The 23,357-nt window shown below is 55.2% G+C and carries 15 protein-coding genes; 8 read left to right on the top strand and 7 right to left on the bottom strand.

Annotated elements, in window-relative coordinates; translation table 11 throughout:
* Positions 1 to 76 precede the first annotated feature (76 nt).
* Positions 77 to 2,467, top strand: a complete 2,391-nt coding sequence (locus FHC51_RS09160; RefSeq protein WP_103823274.1) for a glucose/quinate/shikimate family membrane-bound PQQ-dependent dehydrogenase — start codon at positions 77 to 79, stop codon at positions 2,465 to 2,467.
* An 84-nt stretch (positions 2,468 to 2,551) separates the two neighbouring features.
* On the opposite strand, the gene cueO is transcribed toward FHC51_RS09160, so the two are convergent.
* The gene (gene cueO / locus FHC51_RS09155; protein WP_220435374.1) at positions 2,552 to 4,105 is read right to left on the bottom strand and encodes a multicopper oxidase CueO; all 1,554 of its coding nucleotides are present in this window, start codon (positions 4,103 to 4,105) and stop codon (positions 2,552 to 2,554) included.
* Between the two features lie 145 nt (positions 4,106 to 4,250).
* Here cueO and FHC51_RS09150 point away from each other — a divergent pair, with 145 nt between their 5' ends.
* From FHC51_RS09150 to speD, 3 genes are all read left to right on the top strand, one after another.
* Entirely contained in the window at positions 4,251 to 4,598 is a 348-nt protein-coding gene (locus FHC51_RS09150) for a YacC family pilotin-like protein (protein WP_103178301.1), read from the top strand.
* A gap of 110 nt (positions 4,599 to 4,708) precedes the next feature.
* Positions 4,709 to 5,566 (top strand): polyamine aminopropyltransferase, encoded by an 858-nt coding sequence (gene speE / locus FHC51_RS09145; protein ID WP_103178300.1) that lies wholly within the window; start codon positions 4,709 to 4,711, stop codon positions 5,564 to 5,566.
* Between the two features lie 5 nt (positions 5,567 to 5,571).
* Complete coding sequence (speD, locus tag FHC51_RS09140; RefSeq protein ID WP_103181029.1) at positions 5,572 to 6,366, top strand: adenosylmethionine decarboxylase; 795 nt, start codon at positions 5,572 to 5,574, stop codon at positions 6,364 to 6,366.
* Positions 6,367 to 6,396: 30 nt separating this feature from the next.
* Here speD and yacL read toward each other — a convergent pair whose 3' ends face one another.
* Positions 6,397 to 6,759, bottom strand: coding sequence for a protein YacL (gene yacL, locus FHC51_RS09135; protein ID WP_103178299.1), 363 nt, complete (start codon positions 6,757 to 6,759; stop codon positions 6,397 to 6,399).
* Positions 6,760 to 6,916: 157 nt separating this feature from the next.
* Positions 6,917 to 9,514, bottom strand: coding sequence for a bifunctional aconitate hydratase 2/2-methylisocitrate dehydratase (gene acnB, locus FHC51_RS09130; protein WP_156237827.1), 2,598 nt, complete (start codon positions 9,512 to 9,514; stop codon positions 6,917 to 6,919).
* An 890-nt stretch (positions 9,515 to 10,404) separates the two neighbouring features.
* On the opposite strand from acnB, the gene FHC51_RS09125 reads away from it, so the two are divergent.
* Positions 10,405 to 11,940 carry a DUF3300 domain-containing protein gene (locus tag FHC51_RS09125; protein WP_220435373.1) on the top strand — a complete coding sequence of 512 codons (1,536 nt, stop codon included), beginning with the start codon at positions 10,405 to 10,407 and terminating at the stop codon, positions 11,938 to 11,940.
* Between the two features lie 10 nt (positions 11,941 to 11,950).
* Positions 11,951 to 12,745: a DUF2950 family protein gene (locus tag FHC51_RS09120; RefSeq protein ID WP_220435372.1), complete on the top strand. Its 795-nt coding sequence runs from the start codon at positions 11,951 to 11,953 to the stop codon at positions 12,743 to 12,745.
* Positions 12,746 to 12,801: 56 nt separating this feature from the next.
* Here FHC51_RS09120 and lpdA read toward each other — a convergent pair whose 3' ends face one another.
* From lpdA to pdhR, 4 genes are all read right to left on the bottom strand, one after another.
* Entirely contained in the window at positions 12,802 to 14,226 is a 1,425-nt protein-coding gene (gene lpdA / locus FHC51_RS09115) for a dihydrolipoyl dehydrogenase (RefSeq protein ID WP_103178294.1), read from the bottom strand.
* A 199-nt stretch (positions 14,227 to 14,425) separates the two neighbouring features.
* Positions 14,426 to 16,330, bottom strand: a complete 1,905-nt coding sequence (aceF, locus tag FHC51_RS09110) for a pyruvate dehydrogenase complex dihydrolipoyllysine-residue acetyltransferase (protein ID WP_103178293.1) — start codon at positions 16,328 to 16,330, stop codon at positions 14,426 to 14,428.
* 14 nt (positions 16,331 to 16,344) lie between these two features.
* Positions 16,345 to 19,008, bottom strand: a complete 2,664-nt coding sequence (gene aceE, locus FHC51_RS09105; protein ID WP_103178292.1) for a pyruvate dehydrogenase (acetyl-transferring), homodimeric type — start codon at positions 19,006 to 19,008, stop codon at positions 16,345 to 16,347.
* 121 nt (positions 19,009 to 19,129) lie between these two features.
* Complete coding sequence (gene pdhR / locus FHC51_RS09100) at positions 19,130 to 19,894, bottom strand: pyruvate dehydrogenase complex transcriptional repressor PdhR (RefSeq protein WP_039030352.1); 765 nt, start codon at positions 19,892 to 19,894, stop codon at positions 19,130 to 19,132.
* A 538-nt stretch (positions 19,895 to 20,432) separates the two neighbouring features.
* Between pdhR and aroP the strand changes: the two genes are divergently transcribed.
* On the top strand, positions 20,433 to 21,803 hold the full coding sequence (aroP, locus tag FHC51_RS09095) for an aromatic amino acid transporter AroP (RefSeq protein WP_146052349.1): 1,371 nt from the start codon (positions 20,433 to 20,435) through the stop codon (positions 21,801 to 21,803).
* A gap of 160 nt (positions 21,804 to 21,963) precedes the next feature.
* Entirely contained in the window at positions 21,964 to 23,355 is a 1,392-nt protein-coding gene (locus FHC51_RS09090) for a glycoside-pentoside-hexuronide (GPH):cation symporter (protein ID WP_103823266.1), read from the top strand.
* Positions 23,356 to 23,357 lie beyond the last annotated feature (2 nt).

Below are 23,357 nucleotides of genomic sequence, written 5' to 3'. Positions count from 1 at the left end.
TGTGATTCCGATCACACTTGTTAAGTCCTATAATTAATTGCTACTAAATAATTAACAAACTTATCGAGTGTCTTTTATGGCGGAAACAAAAAATCAACATTCACGTTTACTCGTGAGGCTAACAGCCCTGTTCGCTGCATTTTGCGGACTGTATCTGTTAATCGGCGGGGTCTGGCTGGTAGCCATTGGCGGCTCCTGGTACTACCCGGTAGCAGGTGTGGTTATGCTCGGCGTCACCCTGCTTCTCTGGCGCAGTAAACAATCGGCACTGTGGCTCTATGCGGCCCTGCTGCTGGCTACGATGATCTGGGGCGTATGGGAGGTCGGCTTCGACTTCTGGGCCCTGACCCCGCGTAGTGACATCCTGGTCTTCTTCGGTATCTGGCTGATCCTGCCTTTCGTCTGGCGTCGCCTGCTTGTGCGCTCCAGCGGTGCGGTTGCCGCTCTGGTCGTGGCGCTGCTGATTAGCGGTGGCATTCTGACCTGGGCTGGCTTTAACGATCCGCAGGAGGTGAAAGGCACCCTGAATGCGGAATCTACGCCTGCGGCGGCGATCTCCGACGTGGCAGATGGTGACTGGCCTGCCTATGGCCGTAACCAGGAAGGCCAGCGTTACTCCCCGCTGAAGCAGATCAACGCGGACAACGTGAAAAACCTGAAAGAAGCCTGGGTATTCCGTACCGGCGATCTCAAGATGCCGAACGATCCGGGTGAACTGACCAACGAAGTGACCCCAATTAAAGTGGGCAACATGCTCTACCTGTGTACGGCGCACCAGCGTCTGTTCGCGCTTGACGCGGCCACCGGTAAAGAGAAATGGCACTTCGATCCGCAGTTGAAAACCAACAACCAGTTCCAGCACGTGACCTGCCGTGGCGTCTCTTACCACGAAGCGCGCGCCGATAACGCCAGCCCGGAGGTGATCGCCGACTGTCCGCGCCGCATCATGCTGCCGGTGAACGACGGTCGTCTGTTTGCCATCAACGCCGAAACCGGCAAGCTGTGCGAAACCTTTGCCAACAAAGGTGTGCTGAACCTGCAGACCAACATGCCGGATCAGACCCCGGGTCTGTATGAACCTACTTCACCGCCAATCATCACCGATAAAACTATCGTAATTGCCGGTTCGGTAACGGATAACTTCTCCGTTCGCGAAACCTCTGGCGTGATCCGCGGTTTTGACGTTAACACCGGTAAGCTGCTGTGGGCCTTCGATCCGGGTGCGAAAGATCCAAACGCTATCCCGTCGGATGAACACACCTTTACCTTTAACTCGCCAAACTCCTGGGCGCCAGCCGCCTATGACGCGAAGCTGGACCTGGTCTACCTGCCGATGGGTGTGACCACACCGGACATCTGGGGTGGCAACCGCACGCCAGAGCAGGAGCGTTATGCCAGCTCTGTTCTGGCGCTGAATGCGACCACCGGTAAACTGGCCTGGAGCTACCAGACCGTCCACCACGATCTGTGGGATATGGACATGCCGTCCCAGCCGACGCTGGCAGACATTACCGTCAACGGTAAAACCGTACCGGTGATCTACGCCCCGGCGAAGACAGGTAATATCTTTGTGCTGGACCGTCGTAACGGCGAGCTGGTCGTGCCGGCACCGGAAAAACCGGTTCCGCAGGGCGCGGCGAAAGGCGATTACGTCACCAAAACCCAGCCGTTCTCCGATCTGAGCTTCCGTCCGAAGAAAGATCTCAGCGGTGCGGACATGTGGGGCGCCACCATGTTCGACCAGCTGGTGTGCCGCGTGATGTTCCACCAGTTGCGTTATGAAGGCATCTTCACCCCACCATCCGAGCAGGGCACGCTGGTGTTCCCGGGTAACCTGGGGATGTTCGAATGGGGCGGTATCTCCGTTGACCCGAACCGTCAGGTGGCGATTGCCAACCCGATGGCGCTGCCGTTTGTCTCTAAACTGATCCCACGCGGCCCGGGCAACCCGATGGAACAGCCGAAAGATGCCCAGGGCACCGGTACGGAATCCGGTATTCAGCCGCAGTACGGCGTGCCGTATGGCGTGACGCTGAACCCGTTCCTCTCTCCGTTTGGCCTGCCGTGTAAACAGCCTGCATGGGGTTATATCTCTGCGCTGGATCTGAAAACCAACCAGGTCGTCTGGAAAAAACGTATTGGTACGCCACAGGACAGCATGCCGTTCCCGATGCCGATCCCGGTGCCGTTCAATATGGGTATGCCAATGCTGGGTGGCCCAATTTCCACCGCCGGTAACGTACTGTTCATCGCGGCAACCGCCGATAACTATCTGCGCGCGTACAACATGAGCAACGGTGAAAAACTGTGGCAGGGCCGTCTGCCTGCGGGTGGACAGGCTACACCGATGACCTATGAAGTAAATGGCAAGCAGTACGTTGTCATCTCTGCGGGGGGTCATGGTTCGTTTGGGACGAAGATGGGCGACTATATTGTCGCGTATGCGTTACCTGACGAAAGTAAGTAACTAAAAAGCCCGGTGGCGCTGCGCTTACCGGGCCTACGGGTACGCTATCCAGGCCGGGTGAGGCGACGCCGCCACCCGGCTTTTTTACACCGTGAATCCGAGCATCATCCCGGTATCTTCATGCTCTAACAGATGGCAGTGCGCCATATAGGCATACTCTTTCGGCGCGTCATGATCGAACTTCACTAATACCTCGCTTACCCCGCCTTCCACGCGCACCGTATCCTTCCAGCCCGCGCGATGCACCGCTGGCGCTTTGCCGTTTTCCGTGAGGATGCGGAACTGGGTGCCGTGAATATGGAACGGATGCAGCATCATGTCCCCTTCCCCGGAGATCACCCAACGTTCATACTGCCCTTTAGCGGCGGCAAACTGTGGCGTGTGCATATCAAAGGCTTTGCCATTGATCCGGTTGCCGTTATGGAAATCGAACCCATGCATGCTGTGATCCATTCCCCCCATCTGACCATGATTCATATGGCCCTTCATCTGGCCGTGATGCATCCCCGCCATCGCCTGGTCGCCATATTTCTTCATTAACGCCTGCATGCCCATCATGTCGAGCATCGGGTCCATGGAGAGCTGGAGTTTGCGCTGGGTCACTCCTTCCAGCGACGGCAGAGCGGGCAGCGTGGTCAGGGTGTCCGGCAATACGCCCGACGCGGTCACCAGCAGCGGCTGAATGCGCAGCACCGGCTGCGGTTTATCGAACGGCGCCACCGCCATCCCCATCTGGCTTACCGGCAGGGTTATCAGGTCAAAGGGCTTGCCGTCGCTGATGTCCACCAGCACCTCGAAACGCTCCCCCATCAGCATTGGCAGCTCGGTCACTTTTACCGGCTCAGCCAGCAGCCCGCCGTCGCTGGCGACGACATAGAGTGGACGCTTATCGCTGGCGGCGAAATTGAGCGAGCGGGCGTTACAGCCGTTGAGCAGTCGCAGGCGCAGCCACCCTTTCGGGGCATTGTGCTGCGGGTAGATCGCCCCGTTGGTCAGCAGCGTGTCGCCAAACCAGCCCACCGCGGCGCTCATCACATCCAGCTGATAGTCAATTTGCCCGTCGGCGGTAAATTTCTTGTCCTGCACAATCACCGGAACATCGTCGATGCCCCACTGCTTTGGCAGGCGCAGCAAACGACTCTCATCATCCTCAATCAGTACCAGACCGGCTAACCCCATCGCCACCTGATGGCCGGTTTTGCCGTGCTGATGGGGATGAAACCAGCAGGTCGCCGCTCGCTGATCCGGAGTAAAGGTCACCGTCCGCTGGCCGCCGGGCTTAATGATGCCGTGCGGTCCGCCGTCTACCTTGCCCGGCACTTCCAGACCGTGCCAGTGGACGGTGGTCTCTTCGTTCAGGGTATTGTGGATGTTAACGGTCAGCGCTTTTCCCTTGCGTAGTTGAATGGCCGGGCCGAGCAGGTTGCCGTTGTAACCCCAGGTGGTGGCGTTGTGCCCACCAAAGGCGGTTTTCCCCGCCTGCACCACCAGATTCACCTGATTGCGTGCATCGGGCGTGAGTAAATTCGGGATCGGCAAAACGGGCCGCTCGGCGGCAAAGGCCGCGCGGCTCCAGAGGGGCAGCGCACTGGCGACGCCCAGTGCGGCAGAATATTTTAAAAAATCACGGCGTTGCATGTTCATCTCCTTATTCGCAGCAGTCAATCGCCTGAGCATAAACCCTCCCCTTGCCGGAAGGTCAAGAAAAGCCGCAATAATAAAGATCGTCGTGCCGACGGGAAGTGTGCTAACGTTGAATTTCCGTGACGTATTGGTAGAAGCAATGAAGACGTTTTTCCGAACAATTCTGTTCAGCACCCTGATGATTAGTTGCGCAAACAGCTATGCGCTGAGTGAAAATGAAGCCGAAGATATGGCGGATTTAACGGCGGTGTTCGTGTTCCTGAAAAACGACTGCGGCTACCAGAATTTACCCAACGGTCAGATTCGCCGCGCCCTGGTCTTTTTTGCTCAACAGAACCAGTGGGATCTGAGCAACTACGACAGTTTTGACATGAAAACCCTCGGTGAAGACAGCTACCGCGATCTCAGCGGCATCGGCATTCCCACGGCAAAAAAATGTAAAGCCCTGGCTCGCGACTCGCTGAGCCTCCTTGCCTACGTTAAGTAAATCCTCATCCGATGCCCCTTTGCTGAATTTATGACCGTGCAACCACGGTCATAGTTAGCTATGATGTTGCCCCCGTTTTATGCGGGTGTTAACAAAGGAGGTATCATCCCATGGCCGAAAAAAATATGTGGCATGAAACGCTGCATGACCATTTTGGACAGTACTTTGCCATTGATAACGTGCTCTATCATGAGAAAACCGATCATCAGGATCTGATCATTTTCGAAAACGCGGCCTTTGGCCGGGTGATGGCGCTGGATGGCGTGGTGCAAACCACCGAGCGTGACGAGTTCATTTATCATGAAATGATGACCCACGTCCCGCTGCTGGCACACGGCAATGCGAAACATGTGCTGATCATCGGCGGCGGCGACGGCGCTATGCTGCGCGAAGTCTCCCGCCATAAATCCATTGAAAGCATCACCATGGTCGAGATTGACGCGGGCGTCGTCTCTTTCTGCCGCCAGTACCTGCCGAACCATAATGCTGGCAGCTACGACGATCCGCGCTTTACGCTTGTGATCGACGACGGCGTCAATTTTGTTAACCAGACGACGCAGACCTTCGATGTGATCATCTCCGATTGCACCGATCCGATTGGTCCCGGTGAGAGTCTCTTTACCTCGGCCTTCTATGAAGGCTGCAAACGCTGCCTGAACCCTGGCGGTATCTTCGTTGCCCAGAACGGCGTCTGCTTCCTGCAGCAGGACGAGGCCATCGACAGCCACCGCAAGCTGAGCCACTACTTTACCGACGTCAGCTTCTACCAGGCGGCAATCCCGACCTATTACGGCGGTGTCATGACCTTTGCCTGGGCGACGGACAACGATGCCCTGCGCCATCTCTCCACCGGCATTATTCAGGCGCGCTTCCAGCAGGCGAATCTGACCTGCCGCTATTACAATCCGGCCGTCCATACCGCAGCCTTTGCCTTACCGCAATATTTGCACGATGCTCTGAGGGGGTGAACGAATTGAAAAAGCTGAAACTGCATGGCTTTAACAACCTGACCAAAAGCCTGAGTTTTTGTATTTACGATATCTGCTATGTAAAAACGGCGGAAGAGCGCGATGGTTATATCGCCTATATCGATGAACTCTATAACGCCAACCGACTGACCGAGATCCTGTCAGAAACCTGCTCTATCATTGGCGCCAATATCCTGAACATTGCGCGTCAGGATTATGAACCTCAGGGCGCCAGCGTCACCATTCTGGTCAGCGAGGAGCCCGTCGATCCCACCCTTATCGACCATACGGAGCATCCCGGTCCGCTGCCGGAAGCGGTGGTTGCCCATCTCGATAAAAGCCATATCTGCGTACATACCTACCCGGAGAGCCATCCGGAAGGCGGGCTGTGTACTTTCCGCGCCGATATTGAAGTGTCTACCTGCGGCGTGATCTCCCCGCTTAACGCGCTCAATTACTTAATTCATCAGCTTGAGTCCGATATCGTGACCATTGACTACCGTGTGCGCGGTTTTACCCGCGATATCAATGGTATGAAGCACTTTATCGACCATGAAATTAACTCCATTCAGAACTTCATGTCCGAAGACATGAAAGCGCTGTATGACATGATGGATGTGAATGTTTATCAGGAGAATATCTTCCATACCAAGATGCTGCTTAAGGAGTTCGATCTTAAGCACTACATGTTCCATACCCGGCCGGAAGATTTAAGCGAAGATGAGCGCAAGGTCATTACTGACCTGCTGTGGAAAGAGATGCGCGAAATTTACTACGGCCGCAATATCGCGACCGTATAAGATGCGTCAGGAGCAGGGATGCTCCTGATACTATTTCTGCTTCACAAACTCGCGGTAGGCCGCCACCACCTGCAGAAAATCCTCTACGCCGCACAGCGACAGACTCTCTTCATCGTAGTAGCTCATCCCCTCTTCCATCTCGTCGCCGGAAAACTCCAGCTGATTGGCGCGAACCATGACCTCTTCGCCATCCATCCACAGCGTGTATTCATGCCCGGCGCGTTGCCAGGATCGTTCACTGCCTTTGACCGTGCGCGCAGCCTGTTCCACTTCATCGAGCAGGCCCAGGTTCTCTTTTACTTCCTCGTTAAACCAGTGACCGACCACCTCGTGGCCCATCGACATCCGCACTTTCACCACACCGGTGATATCACGCAGAAATTCGTAATCCATAGTATTTTCCTCTGCAAAGCTCTTGCAGTAATTATCGCAGCAGCGGGGAAGAAAAAAAGCCGAACGGGTGGAAGGAATGAAAATAAAAAACCCACCGCGTGGGCGATGGGTTTGACAGGCCCGGTAAGCGTCGAGCCACCGGGCAATGAGGCGTTGATTACACCGCCGTCTGGAAGATCACCCCGTCCGCTTTCTCAGTATACTGAGAGAGCTGGTCGAAGTTCAGATAGCGATAGGTATCCACCGCGGTCTTATCTACCTGCGACACGAAGGTCTGGTACTCTTCCGGCGTTGGCAGTTTACCAATCAGCGCTGCAACCGCCGCCAGCTCCGCAGAAGCCAGGTAGACGTTTGCACCGGTACCTAAACGGTTCGGGAAGTTACGGGTAGAGGTGGAGACCACCGTCGCACCGTCAGCCACGCGCGCCTGGTTACCCATACAGAGGGAACAGCCAGGGATTTCGATACGCGCCCCACTCTTACCAAACACGCTGTAGTAGCCCTCTTCCGTCAGCTGAGCCGCATCCATACGGGTTGGCGGCGCCACCCACAGACGGGTTGGCAGCTGGCCTTTATGGGTATCCAGCAGTTTACCGGCAGCACGGAAGTGACCGATGTTGGTCATACAGGAGCCGATGAACACTTCGTCGATCTTGTCGCCCTGAACGTCGGAGAGCAGACGTGCATCGTCCGGGTCGTTCGGCGCACAGAGGATTGGCTCTTTGATGTCAGCCAGGTCGATCTCGATCACCGCGGCATATTCTGCATCGGCGTCGGCTTCCAGCAGCTGCGGATCTGCCAGCCATTTCTCCATGCCCTGAATACGACGCTCCAGCGTACGGCGGTCGCCGTAGCCTTCAGCAATCATCCACTTCAGCAGCACGATGTTGGAGGTCAGGTACTCGATAATCGGCTCTTTGTTGAGCTTGATGGTACAGCCCGCAGCGGAACGCTCGGCGGAGGCATCGGTCAGCTCGAACGCCTGCTCCACTTTCAGATCCGGCAGACCTTCGATCTCCAGAATGCGGCCAGAGAAGATGTTCTTTTTGCCTTTCTTCTCAACGGTCAGCAGGCCCTGTTTGATGGCGTACAGCGGGATCGCATGCACCAGGTCGCGCAGGGTGATGCCCGGCTGCATTTTACCTTTGAAACGCACCAGCACCGATTCCGGCATGTCCAGCGGCATCACGCCTGTTGCAGCCGCAAAGGCCACCAGACCGGAGCCCGCCGGGAAGGAGATACCAATCGGGAAGCGGGTGTGGGAGTCACCACCGGTACCGACGGTATCCGGCAGCAGCATGCGGTTCAGCCAGGAGTGGATCACGCCGTCGCCCGGACGCAGGGAGACACCGCCGCGGTTCATGATGAAGTCTGGCAGCGTGTGGTGCGTGGTGACGTCAACCGGCTTCGGATAGGCCGCGGTGTGGCAGAAGGACTGCATCACCAGGTCTGAGGAGAAGCCCAGGCACGCCAGGTCTTTCAGTTCGTCACGGGTCATTGGACCGGTGGTGTCCTGAGAGCCCACGGAGGTCATCTTCGGCTCGCAGTACGCGCCCGGACGGATACCGGCTACGCCGCATGCGCGGCCAACCATTTTTTGCGCCAGAGAGTAACCACGGTTGCTTTCCGCCACGTCTTTCGCCTGACGGAACACGTCTGAGTGCGGCAGACCCAGCGCTTCACGCGCTTTGGTAGTCAGGCCACGACCGATGATCAGCGGGATACGGCCACCGGCACGCACTTCGTCGATCAGCACGTCGGTTTTCAGTTCAAAGCTCGCCAGCAGCTCGTTGGTCTCGTGGTTACGCACTTCGCCTTTGAACGGGTAAACGTCAATCACGTCGCCCATGTTCAGGTTAGAGACATCCACTTCAATTGGCAGTGCGCCCGCATCTTCCATGGTGTTGAAGAAGATTGGCGCAATTTTGCCGCCGAGGCACAGGCCACCACCGCGCTTGTTCGGCACGTGTGGGATATCATCACCCATGAACCACAGCACGGAGTTGGTCGCGGACTTACGGGAAGAGCCGGTACCGACTACGTCACCCACGTACGCCAGCGGGAAGCCTTTTTTCTGCAGGGCTTCGATCTGTTTGATCGGGCCTACAACGCCTGGCTGATCCGGCTCAATACCTTCGCGGGCGTTTTTCAGCATCGCCAGGGCGTGCAGTGGGATATCCGGGCGTGACCACGCATCCGGCGCCGGAGAGAGGTCATCGGTGTTGGTTTCGCCAGTCACCTTGAAGACGGTAACGGTCATTTTTTCCGCCAGCGCAGGGCGGCTCAGGAACCACTCGGCATCGGCCCAGGACTGCATCACCTGCTTCGCGTAGCTGTTGCCCGCTTTGGCTTTCTCTTCTACGTCGTAGAAGTTATCGAACATCAGTAGCGTGTGGGACAGGGCTTTGGCGGCGCCAGGCGCCAGCGTGTCGCTGTCCAGGGCATCAATCAGCGGATGAATGTTATAACCACCCTGCATGGTGCCGAGCAGTTCAATTGCTTTTTCAGGAGTAACCAGTGGGGACGTTGCTTCGCCTTTGGCAATCGCAGCAAGGAAACCGGCTTTTACGTAGGCAGCTTCATCTACGCCTGGCGGTACGCGGTTAATCAACAGATCTAACAGGAATTCTTCTTCGCCTTTTGGCGGATTCTTCAGCAGCTCGACGAGCGCGGCCATTTGGGTTGCATCTAACGGTTTGGGTACAATCCCCTCGGCGGCACGTTCTGCTACGTGCTTACGGTATTCTTCTAGCACGACGGTTCTCCTCGCTCTCATTGTCATATGCGGCGGGCGTTCTCTTCACGCTCCTGTGAGACAGCAGTTTGTAGGGTATATGCCCGATACCGCGTCGGGCAGCATAGCAGGATTTTCAGACAGTGTTAATCCGTTTACAAAAAAGCAACATTAAATTGTTTGCTGAATCGTTAAGCATGGTATAGCAGCGAGGCGGGACGAATTTCGGGCACAAAAAAACCGCCCTGAGGCGGTTAGTTTGTTGCCTTGCGGTGGTAGCACACCGGGTTGGCAGATTTGCGGCAAAACCCCAACGAGTCGAATTTTGCATCACGCCCCTCTGCCTTGCAAGCCAATATTCTAATTTTGCGTAGCGTTATCCTGTTTCGGATGAAAGCCTGTGTAAGCGCATCTTTTCACTTATTTATTTGATCTGATTTTATTAATCTTTTCACTGGCCTGCTTCGCTGGTGTAGCAACCAGTCACCGGGCCCGGGAGCAGTTCCATAACCTACGCGGCAAAACCTCAATTTGCCTGGTTCTGCCTCTCCCGGTGGAGAATGAACCCGCGTAGCCTGCAAAGGAACGCACACAATGGAGATGCGAATCTATGCGCTGATCGTTGTGACCGGTTTACTGCTTACCGCGCTGCACGGTGGCTGGAGCATATCCGACATCACAGTGCTGTTTGTCATTAACCTCGGCAACTAGCTACTGGCCGCTCGCAAGAGCGGCCATTTGAAACCCCGGCGCGTTTTTCGCTATCCGGTATAATTTGTGTAATAACTGCTCACACTCTTTATCCGGTCATTCGGCGCGGTTCCCAGTTTAAGTCAAAAAAGTCATCCCCGGGTGCATATACTCGCGACAACGTAAATGCCTCACGGCCTCGCTTTCGTCGGAGTCTTATTATGAAGTTGCTCTTTAAGCCACATATGCTTGTTCTCCTGTGTAGCGCCGGGCTGTTAGCCGCATCTGGCGTCGTCTACGTAAATAGCCGCGCGCCGGAGACCGTCACTCAGCCACCACAGCCCGCGCCGACAGCGCAAGCCGCACCGGTGCCTGCTCCCGCGCAGCCGGCCCCGGTGGTCTATACCGCCGCGCAAATCGACCAGTGGGTGGCGCCCATCGCCCTCTATCCCGACACCCTGCTGTCGCAGATTCTAATGGCGGCGACCTATCCGACGAACGTGATACAGGCGGCCCAGTGGTCCCGTGACAACCCACGTATGCAGGGAGATGCCGCGATACAGGCCGTTGCAGGGCAACCCTGGGATCCCAGCGTAAAATCGCTGGTCGCCTTCCCGCAACTGATGTCGCTAATGGGCGAAAATCCGCCGTGGGTACAAAACCTGGGCGATGCGTTCCTCGCGCAGCCGAAGGATGTGATGGACTCCGTTCAACGTCTGCGCTTGCTGGCGCAGCAAACCGGGGCATTACAATCGACGCCCCAGCAGACTGTCACCACCGTGACAAAACCTGCGCCCGCTAAAACCACCACCCGCGAGTCGGACACATATACTCCCCCGGCAAACCCAACGGTGATCAAGATAGAATCGGCCGATCCGCAGGTGGTTTACGTCCCCACCTATAACCCTAATACCGTATACGGCACCTGGCCGAACACCGCCTATCCGCCGGTCTATTTGCCTCCTTCTCCTGGCGAGCAATTTACCAACAGCCTGGTTAAAGGGTTAGGCTTTAGCCTGGGGGTAGCAACAACCTACGCCATCTTCAGCAATATTGACTGGGACGACGACGACTGGGATCACCATCACCACGATGATGACTGGGATCATCACGGCGGCTATAACCGTAACGGTGATAATAATATCAATATCAATGTAAATAATTTCAATAAGATAAGTGGCGAACATCTGACTGACGCTAACCGCACCTGGCAGCATAACCCGGCCTACCGTGAGAACGTGCCCTATCCGACGAACCCGCTTAACAACCGTTTTCACGCCACAAATACGGTAACGGGGCTCAGTTCCACACAACAAAAACCGGTCAATCGCGATAGCCAGCGTCAGGCTGCCCTGAGCCAAATGGAGAAGTCGACAGGCAAGACCTTCCCACAGACAATCCATTCCGGAAACAGAGATACGCAGCGTCAGGTCTCGAATCAACAGTTAAAGCAGCTATCTCAACGCAACAACTTCCGTGGCTACGATACCCAGCCGCACACCACACACAGAGCAACCATGCGGCATCAGGCGACAACCCAGGGACAAGAGAAACGGGTTTCACACCCTGCGCAACAGCGCAGCGTACATGCCCTGCCAACCCGCGCAAATGCGCTAAGCGGCAACGACAGCCGTTCCGCCAGCTGGCAAGCGCAACAGCAGCGCGGGGCGCAGAGCAGACAGATAGCAGCCCAACATCAGCAGCTACGGCAGATGCCTGCCGGGCGGGCTGAACACCGTGAATTCCGTCATCGTTAAGGGAGCCGACATGAAAAGCAAACTACTCTGTGGAATGGTGTTGTTCATGGTTTCAGCCACGACGATGGCGCAGCAATCCTTCAACACGCCCGACCAGGCGACCGATGCCCTGGCAAGCGCCATCCGGGAGCAAAATGAAAGCGCAATGAATAATCTGCTGGGGGATAACTGGCGCGCTTTTCTGCCACCTGAAGGGGTCGAGCCTGATGCCGTCGATCGCTTCCTGCGTGACTGGAAAGTCCGGCACAATACGATCATCGAGGGTAATACGGCACATCTTGTGGTGGGAAACAGCGACTGGCAGTTGCCGATCCCGGTTGTCAAAACCGCTGCTGGCTGGCAATTCGATATCAAGGAGGGGGCCGAAGCGATCCTGACCCGCGAGACTGGACGCAACGAGTTGGCCGCCATCGAAGCGCTGCATGCCTATGTGGATGCGCAGGAGCGCTATTACGCGCTTACCACGCACTATGCGCAGAAGATTGTCAGCAGCGAGGGCAAAAAAGATGGCCTCTACTGGCCTGTGCAGCCTGGCGAAGCGCCCAGCCCGCTCGGCCCGACCTTCAGCCCGAAAGAGCCTGGTCAGGGGTATCACGGCTATCGCTTCCGCATTCTGCCGGACAGTCAATCAGGCTTTGCGATGATCGCCTGGCCGGTGAGCTACGGCGAGACCGGGGTGATGAGCTTTATGATCAACGGCGACGATCGGGTCTGGCAGGCGAATCTGGGCGAGAAGTCAGCGGAGGAAGCGAAAGCGATCCCGACGTTTAACCCGGACGATCGCTGGCAGCAGGTCGTGCAGTAGGTTTTCAGAATAAAAAAAAGCGGCTCAGGAGCCGCTTTTTTCATGCCGGAAGAAAATTATTTCTTCTTCGCTTTCGCGTTTGGCAGGTCGGTGATGCTGCCTTCAAACACTTCTGCCGCCAGGCCAACAGACTCGTGCAGAGTCGGGTGAGCGTGGATGGTCAGCGCGATGTCTTCAGCGTCACAGCCCATTTCGATCGCCAGACCGATCTCACCCAGCAGCTCGCCGCCGTTGGTACCGACAATTGCACCACCGATCACGCGGTGAGTCTCTTTGTCGAAGATCAGTTTGGTCATACCGTCTGCGCAGTCGGAAGCGATAGCACGGCCAGAAGCAGCCCACGGGAAGGTGGCGGTTTCGTAGCTGATGCCTTTCTCTTTCGCTTCTTTCTCGGTCAGACCGACCCATGCCACTTCTGGCTCGGTGTAGGCGATAGATGGGATCACTTTCGGGTCGAAGTAGTGCTTCATACCGGCGATAACTTCTGCGGCAACGTGGCCTTCGTGAACACCTTTATGCGCCAGCATTGGCTGACCGACGATATCGCCGATAGCAAAGATGTGCGGCACGTTAGTGCGCAGCTGCTTGTCAACGCGGATGAAGCCACGGTCGTCAACTTCTACGCCCGCTGCACCTGCATTGAGGTTTTTACCGTTCGGCACACGACCGATCGCCACCAGCACCGCGTCGTAACGCTGCGCTTCAGCAGGGGCTTTTTTGCCTTCCATGGAAACGTAAATACCGTCTTCTTTCGCTTCAACGGCAGTCACTTTGGTTTCCAGCATCAGGTTGAATTTCTTGCTGATGCGTTTGGTGAAGACTTTAACGATGTCTTTGTCAGCAGCCGGGATAACCTGGTCGAACATCTCAACCACGTCAATGTCTGAACCCAGCGCATGGTAAACGGTACCCATTTCCAGACCGATGATACCACCGCCCATAACCAGCAGGCGTTTTGGTACTTCTTTCAGCTCCAGCGCATCGGTGGAGTCCCACACGCGCGGATCTTCATGTGGAATGAATGGCAGTTCGATCGGACGGGAGCCAGCCGCGATGATCGCGTTGTCGAAGTTGATCACGGTTTTGCCGTTTTCGCCTTCCACTTCCAGGGTGTTGGCCCCGGTGAATTTACCCAGACCGTTAACCACTTTCACTTTACGGCCTTTAGCCATACCCGCCAGACCGCCGGTCAGCTGATTGATGACTTTCTCTTTCCAGGTACGGATTTTGTCGATATCGGTTTTCGGCTCGCCGAAGACGATACCGTGTTCAGCCAGCGCTTTAGCTTCTTCGATAACTTTCGCTACGTGCAGCAGCGCTTTAGAAGGGATACAGCCGACGTTCAGACAAACACCACCCAGGGTGTTGTAGCGTTCTACGATGACGGTTTCCAGACCTAAATCAGCGCAACGGAAGGCAGCAGAATAACCTGCAGGGCCTGCCCCAAGTACCACGACCTGAGTTTTGATTTCAGTACTCATCATGACCTCTTATTGATTTCCGGCGGTCCAGGTACTTTGTCGCCCTTCATCCACCGGGACGTTCTATCCGCCCGCAGTTTACAAAATTGTTAACAATTTTGAAACAACAAACGGCTCACGAATTTCCGCTTTCGCCAATAACCTCACGAACTGCATGAGATTAACAGAAAAAAGCCGGCCGTCAGGCCGGCTTTTTTACTTACATCACCAGGCGGCGAATGTCGCTCAGCATGTTGTTGATGATGGTGATAAAGCGCGCACCATCAGCACCGTCGATCACGCGGTGGTCGAAGGAGAGAGAGATTGGCATCATCAGACGCGGCACAAACTCTTTACCATTCCACACCGGCTCCATCGCAGACTTGGAGACACCAAGGATCGCCACTTCCGGCGCGTTCACGATCGGCGCGAAGTGGGTGGTACCCAGGCCGCCGATGCTGGAGATAGTGAAGCAGCCGCCCTGCATTTCGCCGGCAGTCAGCTTACCATCACGCGCTTTCTTGGAGATGGTGGTCAGTTCACGGGACAGCTCGGTAACGCTCTTCTTGTTCACGTCTTTGAAGACCGGAACAACCAGACCGTTTGGCGTATCAACCGCAACACCGATGTTGATGTATTTCTTCAGCGTCAGCTTCTGGCCATCTTCGGACAGGGAGCTGTTGAAGCGTGGCATCTGTTCCAGAGCCGCAGCAACCGCCTTCATGATGAAGACCACTGGGGTGAATTTCACGTCCAGTTTACGCTTCTCAGCTTCGGCGTTCTGCTGTTTACGGAACGCTTCCAGATCGGTGATATCGGTTTTGTCGAAGTGGGTAACGTGCGGGATCATCACCCAGTTACGGCTCAGGTTAGCACCAGAGATTTTCTGGATACGGCCCAGTTCCACTTCTTCGATTTCGCCGAACTTGCTGAAGTCCACTTTCGGCCAAGGCAGCATGCCCGGGATACCGCCACCGGTGGCAGCAGCAGGTGCCGCTTCAGCGCGTTTAACCGCTTCTTTCACGTAAGCCTGAACGTCTTCGCGCAGGATACGACCTTTACGGCCAGTTCCTTTCACTTTCGCCAGGTTCACACCGAATTCGCGCGCCAGGCGACGAATCAGCGGAGTCGCGTGGACATAAGCGTCGTTCTCAGCGAACTCAGATTTGCCTTCCGCTTTAGCAGCCGGAGCCGCAGCAGGTTTAGCAGCCTGAGCCGGTGCAGCAGCAGGTGCTGGCGCAGCAGCGGCAGCCGGAGCAGCAGCAGGCGCAGCGCCTTCCACTTCGAAGACCATGATCAGGGAGCCGGTAGAGACTTTGTCGCCGGTGCTGATTTTGATCTCTTTAACGGTACCGGCGAACGGCGCAGGCACTTCCATAGAAGCCTTGTCGCCTTCAACGGTGATCAGTGACTGTTCAGCGGCAACTTTGTCGCCCACTTTCACCATCACTTCAGTGACTTCAACTTCGTCACCACCGATGTCCGGTACGTTAACCTCTTTCGCACCGCCAGCCGCAGCTGGAGCAGCAGCCTGAGCCGGAGCAGCTTCCGCTTTCGCTGGAGCCGCAGCGCCTTCAGCACCCGCCACTTCGAAGACCATGATCAGGGAGCCGGTAGAGACTTTGTCACCGGTGTTGATCTTGATCTCTTTAACGGTACCGGCGAACGGCGCTGGCACTTCCATAGAGGCTTTGTCGCCTTCTACGGTGATCAGAGACTGCTCAGCCGCAACGGTATCGCCCACTTTCACCAGGATCTCAGTGACTTCAACTTCGTCACCGCCGATGTCAGGCACGTTCACTTCTTTCGCTGCCGCGGCAGCTGCTGGAGCAGCGGCGGCCGGAGCGGCTTCTTTCTTCTCTTCCTGCGCAGGTGCAGCTGCTGCTGCACCGTCGGCGGAATCGAAAATCATGATCAGTTTGCCCGTCTCGGTTTTATCGCCAACAGAGACTTTGATCTCTTTAACGATGCCAGCCTGAGGAGACGGGACTTCCATAGAGGCTTTGTCGCCTTCTACGGTGATCAGCGACTGTTCAGCTTCAACTTTGTCGCCCACTTTGACCAGGATCTCGGTGATTTCAACTTCATCAGCCCCGATGTCCGGTACATTGATTTCGATAGCCATTATTCTTTTACCTCTTACGCCAGACGCGGGTTAACTTTTTCTGCATCGATGTTGAATTTGGTAATTGCGTCCGCAACCACTTTCTTATCGATTTCGCCACGTTTAGCCAGTTCGCCCAGGGCTGCTACAACCACGTAAGAAGCATCAACTTCGAAGTGGTGACGCAGGTTTTCGCGGCTGTCAGAACGACCGAAGCCGTCAGTACCCAGTACGCGATAATCATCAGCTGGAACGTAAGTACGAACCTGCTCTGCGAACAGTTTCATGTAGTCAGTAGATGCTACGGCCGGAGCGTCGTTCATCACCTGAGCGATGTACGGAACGCGCGGAGTTTCCAGCGGGTGCAGCATGTTCCAGCGCTCACAATCCTGGCCATCACGCGCCAGTTCAGTGAAGGAGGTTACGCTGTACACGTCGGAGCCCACACCGTAGTCTTTCGCCAGGATCTGCGCTGCTTCACGAACGTGACGCAGGATAGAACCGGAGCCCAGCAGCTGAACTTTACCTTTGCTACCTTCAACGGTTTCGAGTTTGTAGATACCTTTACGGATACCTTCCTCGGCACCTTCCGGCATGGCCGGCATGTGGTAGTTTTCGTTCAGGGTGGTGATGTAGTAGTAAATGTTCTCTTGCGCTTCACCGTACATGCGCTGCAGACCGTCATGCATGATGACTGCCACTTCGTACGCGTAAGACGGATCGTAAGAGATACAGTTCGGGATAGTCAGAGACTGAATGTGGCTGTGACCATCTTCGTGCTGCAGACCTTCGCCGTTCAGAGTCGTACGACCGGAAGTACCACCGATCAGGAAGCCGCGAGCCTGCTGGTCGCCTGCCTGCCAGCACAGGTCACCGATACGCTGGAACCCGAACATGGAGTAGTAGATGTAGAACGGGATCATCGGCAGGTTGTTGGTGCTGTAAGAGGTCGCAGCAGCCAGCCAGGATGCGCCTGCGCCCAGCTCGTTGATACCTTCCTGCAGGATCTGACCTTTCTCGTCTTCTTTGTAGTATGCAACCTGCTCACGGTCCTGCGGGGTGTACTGCTGGCCGTTCGGGCTGTAGATACCGATCTGACGGAACAGACCTTCCATACCGAAGGTACGCGCTTCGTCCGCGATGATTGGTACCAGACGATCTTTGATCGACTTGTTCTTCAGCATCACGTTCAGGGCACGCACGAAGGCGATAGTGGTAGAGATCTCTTTGTTCTGCTCTTCCAGCAGCTGAGAGAAGTCTTCCAGCGCTGGCAGTTCCAGTTTCTCAGTGAAGTTCACCTGACGGGACGGCAGGTAGCCGTTCAGTTTCTGACGCTGCGCGTGCAGATAGGTGTGTTCTTCAGAACCTTCCGGGAAGGTGATGTAGGAGAGGTTTTCAACCTGCTCGTCGGTCACTGGAACGTTGAAACGGTCGCGGATATAACGCACGCCGTCCATGTTCATTTTCTTAACCTGGTGCGCGATGTTTTTACCTTCGGCAGTGTCACCCATGCCATAACCTTTAACGGTATGAGCCAGGATGACGGTTGCTTTGCCTTTGGTTTCCTGCGCTTTTTTCAGTGCAGCGTAAACTTTCTTCGGATCGTGACCACCACGGTTCAGGGCCCAGATCTGCTCGTCAGTCCAGTCTGCAACCAGCGCTGCGGTTTCAGGATATTTACCGAAGAAGTGCTCACGAACATAGGCACCATCTTTGGATTTGAAGGTCTGGTAGTCGCCGTCAACGGTTTCGTTCATCAGCTGGATCAGCTTACCGCTGGTATCTTTACGCAGCAGCTCATCCCAACGACCGCCCCACATCACTTTGATAACGTTCCAGCCAGCACCTGCGAAGATGCCTTCCAGTTCGTTGATGATCTTGCCGTTACCGGTTACCGGACCATCCAGACGCTGCAGGTTACAGTTGATGATGAAGCAGAGGTTGTCCAGCTTCTCACGGGTCGCGATGGTGATCGCGCCTTTGGATTCTGGCTCATCCATCTCGCCGTCGCCCAGGAAGGCGTAAACGGTCTGCTGAGAGGTATCTTTCAGGCCACGGTGCTCCAGATATTTCAGGAATTTAGCCTGGTAGATCGCACCGATTGGGCCCAGACCCATGGAAACGGTCGGGAACTGCCAGAATTCTGGCATCAGTTTCGGGTGCGGATAAGAAGAGAGACCTTTACCGTGAACTTCCTGACGGAAGTTGTTCATCTGCTCTTCAGTCAGACGACCTTCCAGGAAGGCACGTGCGTAGACGCCCGGAGAGATGTGGCCCTGGAAGTAAACCAGGTCGCCGCCATCTTTTTCAGTGCGCGCGCGGAAGAAGTGGTTAAAGCACACTTCATAAACGGTTGCAGAGGACTGGAAGGATGCCATGTGGCCACCCAGCTCCAGATCTTTTTTGGATGCGCGCAGAACGGTCATGATGGCGTTCCAGCGGATTGCAGAACGGATACGGCGTTCCAGATCCAGATTGCCCGGGTATTCCGGTTCGTCTTCAACGGCAATCGTGTTTACGTAGTTGTTAGCCCCTGCACCTGCAGCTACTTTCACGCCGCCTTTGCGGGCTTCAGAAAGCATCTGTTCAATCAGATACTGAGCGCGCTCAACACCTTCTTCACGGATGACCGATTCGATCGCCTGTTGCCAGTCGCGAGTTTCGATCGGATCCACGTCATTTTGGAGACGTTCTGACATGGGGGTATTCCTTATCTATCTAATACGTTGATTTGTCTGGAACCTGTCCCATTGCATTTTCGCCAGAAAACGCAATAAGACAGGTTCTGCGTTTAGTTGCCGCGCTCTAAAAAACTGGCGCTTAATCCTTTCGTTGCTGTATGCGGCGTAATGAACGTTCGCGACGCGACTGTTCACGGCTGCGGTCCAGCAAGATTTCCTCAATGAAAGCCAGGTGACGGTGCGACGCTTCACGCGCCTGCTCCGGCTCCCCGGCCATTATCGCCTCGAATATTCGGGTGCGATGGTTGCTGACCAGCGGAAGCATCTCCCGGCGGGCATACAACAATTCAAAATTCTGACGAACATTCTGGGCAAGCATTGGCTCCATGCAGCGTAGCAGATGGAGGAGCACCACGTTGTGGGCCGCTTCAGTGACGGCGATTTGATACTGGACGACGGCGTCGGACTCGGCGTCGAGATCGCCGGATTCCTGAGCCCGTTCGATGGCCTGATGCAGTTCGCGGATGCGCTCGCGATCGGCATCATTGCTGCGCAGCGCCGCGTAATAAGCCGCGATGCCTTCAAGCGCGTGACGGGTCTCAAGCAGATCAAACTGGGATTCTGGGTGGTCGGAGAGCAGCTCCACTAACGGGTCGCTGAAACTCTGCCACAGGCTGTTTTGCACAAAGGTTCCGCCACCCTGGCGACGAAGCAGCAGGCCCTTGGCTTCAAGGCGTTGGATCGCCTCACGCAGCGAGGGACGGGAAACGTCGAACTGTTTAGCCAGTTCGCGTTCAGGTGGTAGTTTTTCACCGGGGCGCAGGGTCCCCTCAAGGATCAAAAACTCCAGCTGCTGCTCAATCACATCGGATAATTTTGGTTGGCGAATTTTGCTGTAGGCCATATTCCCTGTCTTACGCCTTTTTGCCCGGAGTCAATTGGTCTTACCAATTTCATGTTCGTATCGCTAAAGTAACAAAGTATTCACCTTGTGTCCATATTGGTTTTGATTGAAATCATTAAACCCTGCTTATTTTAACAACCTTACAGAAATAACGTTTCAAAAGTGTAACTCTGCACATATGAATTGATTACCCCGAAAGAGGCAGTTTTAACTTTATTGAAACGGTGAAAAGTGCGATCTGAACCGATTTAGCGGAGTAAAAAATGAAAATCTGCCCACTTATGGCGCATTTTTATTCTATAGGTTGATAAAGGGACTTAAACGGGACGATTTACAAATGCTTTCTTTTTATTCGAACTCGCTTTCTCCTCGCATAAAGCAGGTGCATTCGCCGTCGCTTACCACTATTCTTCCGAATACGGAAGACACAGTCGGTTATTTCAGCCAATTGAACCGTAAACTAATAAATACATGAAATGGAATTTCATAATTACACACGCCAGAGCGTGAACATAACAACCACACACGAGGTTTTATAATGGAAGGTCAACAGCACGGCGATCAGCTAAAGCGCGGCCTTAAAAACCGCCATATCCAGCTTATTGCCCTCGGTGGTGCGATCGGTACCGGCCTGTTCCTGGGTAGCGCATCGGTTATTCAGTCTGCCGGGCCGGGTATTATTCTGGGCTATGCCATTGCCGGTTTTATCGCATTCCTTATTATGCGTCAGTTAGGTGAGATGGTGGTCGAAGAGCCGGTAGCCGGTTCCTTCAGCCATTTTGCCTACAAATACTGGGGCAGTTTTGCCGGCTTCGCGTCCGGCTGGAACTACTGGGTACTCTATGTTCTTGTCGCGATGGCGGAACTGACCGCGGTCGGTAAATATATCCAGTTCTGGTGGCCTGAAATCCCAACCTGGGCCTCAGCGGCGGTCTTCTTTGTGGTAATCAACGCCATTAACCTGACCAACGTGAAAGTGTTCGGCGAGATGGAGTTCTGGTTCGCCATTATTAAAGTTATTGCCGTTGTGGCGATGATTCTGTTCGGCGGCTGGCTGCTCTTCAGCGGCAATGGCGGCCCTCAGGCAAGCGTCAGCAACCTGTGGGATCAGGGCGGCTTCCTGCCGCACGGCATGACCGGGCTGGTGATGATGATGGCGATCATCATGTTCTCCTTCGGGGGGCTGGAGCTGGTGGGTATTACCGCCGCAGAAGCAGACAACCCGGAGCAGAGCATCCCGAAAGCGACCAACCAGGTTATCTACCGTATCCTGATCTTCTATGTGGGCTCGCTGGCCGTACTGCTCTCTCTGCTGCCATGGACCCGCGTCACCGCAGATACCAGCCCGTTTGTCCTGATCTTCCACGAGCTGGGCGACACTTTCGTGGCGAACGCGCTGAACGTAGTAGTACTGACCGCGGCGCTGTCGGTTTACAACAGCTGCGTCTACTGCAACAGCCGTATGCTGTTCGGCCTGGCCCAGCAGGGTAACGCCCCGAAAGCGCTGCTTTCTGTTGATAAACGTGGCGTACCGGTAAACACCATTATCGTGTCGGCTATTGTGACGGCCCTGTGTGTGCTGATTAACTACCTGGCACCGGAATCGGCCTTCGGCCTGCTGATGGCGCTGGTGGTCTCTGCCCTGGTGATCAACTGGGCGATGATTAGCCTGGCGCACATGAAGTTCCGTCGTACCAAGCAGCAGCAAGGCGTGAAAACGCGTTTCCCTGCCCTGCTCTACCCGCTGGGTAACTGGATTTGCCTGCTGTTCATGGCCGCCGTACTGGTTATCATGCTGATGACCCCAGGCATGGCCATTTCGGTCTACCTGATCCCGGTATGGATTGTGATCCTCGGGGTGGGCTACATGTGTAAGCAGAAAAATGCTAAAACGGTAAAAGCGCACTAATTCTCTTCCCTCTGTGTCCTCCCGGACGCAGAGGGTTGTTACCTTCCTCACACTTTCCCGTCAACAGCAATTTTATCCATATCAGCGACGTTATACTGCAACGCATATTTTCCTTTGCCAGCGAATAATTCTCTCCATACCGCTACTCGGAGAAACGTCGATGGATAACAATAAATTATCAGTGAAAGAAAAGATCGGCTATGGGATGGGTGATGCCGGGTGCAACATCATCTTTGGCGCCATCATGTTGTTTGTGAATTATTTTTATACGGATATCTTTGGCCTGGCACCCGCCCTGGTGGGCGTACTGCTGCTCTCGGTACGCGTAATTGATGCCGTTACCGACCCGATTATGGGTGCCATCGCCGACCGTACCCGCAGTAAGTATGGGCGATTTCGTCCATGGCTGCTGTGGATCGCCTTCCCCTATGCGCTGTTCAGCATCCTGATGTTCACCACCCCGGACTGGACCTACAACAGCAAAGTTATCTATGCCTTCGTTACCTACTTCCTGCTCTCTCTGACCTATACGGCGATTAACATTCCTTACTGCTCGTTGGGCGGGGTGATCACCAACGATCCTAAAGAGCGTGTTGCCTGCCAGTCCTACCGCTTTGTGCTGGTAGGTATTGCCACGCTGCTGCTGTCGCTGACGCTGCTGCCGATGGCCGACTGGTTCGGCGGCGAGGACAAAGCCAAAGGTTATCAGATGGCCATGACCGTGCTGGCACTGATTGGCACCTGCATGTTCCTGTTCTGCTTCGCCACGGTGCGCGAGCGTGTGCGCCCGGCGGTACAGACCCATGACGAACTGAAAAACGATCTGAAAGATGTCTGGAAAAACGACCAGTGGGTGCGCATCCTGCTGCTGACCTTGTGTAACGTCTGCCCTGGCTTTATCCGCATGGCGGCCACCATGTATTACGTCACCTGGGTGATGGGCCAAAGCACCCACTTCGCGACCCTGTTTATCAGCCTGGGTGTGGTGGGCATGATGCTCGGCAGCGTTATGGCAAAAGTGTTGACCGACCGCTGGTGTAAATTGAAGGTCTTCTTCTGGACCAACATCGCGCTGGCGATCTTCTCCTGTGCCTTCTATTTCTTCGATCCAAAAGCCACCGTGACCATTGTGGTGCTCTACTTCCTGCTGAACATCCTGCACCAGATCCCGTCCCCGCTGCACTGGTCCCTGATGGCCGACGTGGATGACTACGGCGAATGGAAAACCGGTAAACGCATCACCGGGATCAGCTTCTCCGGCAACATCTTCTTCCTCAAGCTGGGGCTGGCCATTGCCGGTGCCATGGTGGGCTTCCTGCTCTCCTGGTACGGTTATGATGCAGGCGCAAAAGCGCAAAGCGCGGACGCCATCAACGGCATCGTCCTGCTCTTTACCGTTATTCCTGGCATTGGATATCTCATTACCGCTGGCGTGGTACGTCTGCTGAAAGTTGACCGTGAGACGATGAAGCGGATCCAGGAAGACCTGGAGAAGCGTCGCAATAACTACCGCGAGCTGAATGACTATCAGGAACTCAAAGCCGCTGAATAAGG

Source organism: Leclercia sp. EC_58, from assembly GCF_019584355.1.
Classification (GTDB): Bacteria; Pseudomonadota; Gammaproteobacteria; order Enterobacterales; family Enterobacteriaceae; genus Enterobacter.
The sequence above is the reverse complement of the archived record's forward strand: the minus strand, read 5'-3'. Positions and strand labels throughout refer to the sequence as shown.

Coding starts and splice junctions, on each gene's coding strand:
- FHC51_RS09160 (WP_103823274.1), top strand. CDS start 77: ATGGCGGAAACAAAAAATCAACATTCACGTTTACTCGTGAGGCTAACA.
- cueO (WP_220435374.1), bottom strand. CDS start 4,105: ATGCAACGCCGTGATTTTTTAAAATATTCTGCCGCACTGGGCGTCGCC.
- FHC51_RS09150 (WP_103178301.1), top strand. CDS start 4,251: ATGAAGACGTTTTTCCGAACAATTCTGTTCAGCACCCTGATGATTAGT.
- speE (WP_103178300.1), top strand. CDS start 4,709: ATGGCCGAAAAAAATATGTGGCATGAAACGCTGCATGACCATTTTGGA.
- yacL (WP_103178299.1), bottom strand. CDS start 6,759: ATGGATTACGAATTTCTGCGTGATATCACCGGTGTGGTGAAAGTGCGG.
- FHC51_RS09125 (WP_220435373.1), top strand. CDS start 10,405: ATGAAGTTGCTCTTTAAGCCACATATGCTTGTTCTCCTGTGTAGCGCC.
- FHC51_RS09120 (WP_220435372.1), top strand. CDS start 11,951: ATGAAAAGCAAACTACTCTGTGGAATGGTGTTGTTCATGGTTTCAGCC.
- lpdA (WP_103178294.1), bottom strand. CDS start 14,226: ATGAGTACTGAAATCAAAACTCAGGTCGTGGTACTTGGGGCAGGCCCT.
- aceF (WP_103178293.1), bottom strand. CDS start 16,330: ATGGCTATCGAAATCAATGTACCGGACATCGGGGCTGATGAAGTTGAA.
- aceE (WP_103178292.1), bottom strand. CDS start 19,008: ATGTCAGAACGTCTCCAAAATGACGTGGATCCGATCGAAACTCGCGAC.
- pdhR (WP_039030352.1), bottom strand. CDS start 19,894: ATGGCCTACAGCAAAATTCGCCAACCAAAATTATCCGATGTGATTGAG.
- aroP (WP_146052349.1), top strand. CDS start 20,433: ATGGAAGGTCAACAGCACGGCGATCAGCTAAAGCGCGGCCTTAAAAAC.
- FHC51_RS09090 (WP_103823266.1), top strand. CDS start 21,964: ATGGATAACAATAAATTATCAGTGAAAGAAAAGATCGGCTATGGGATG.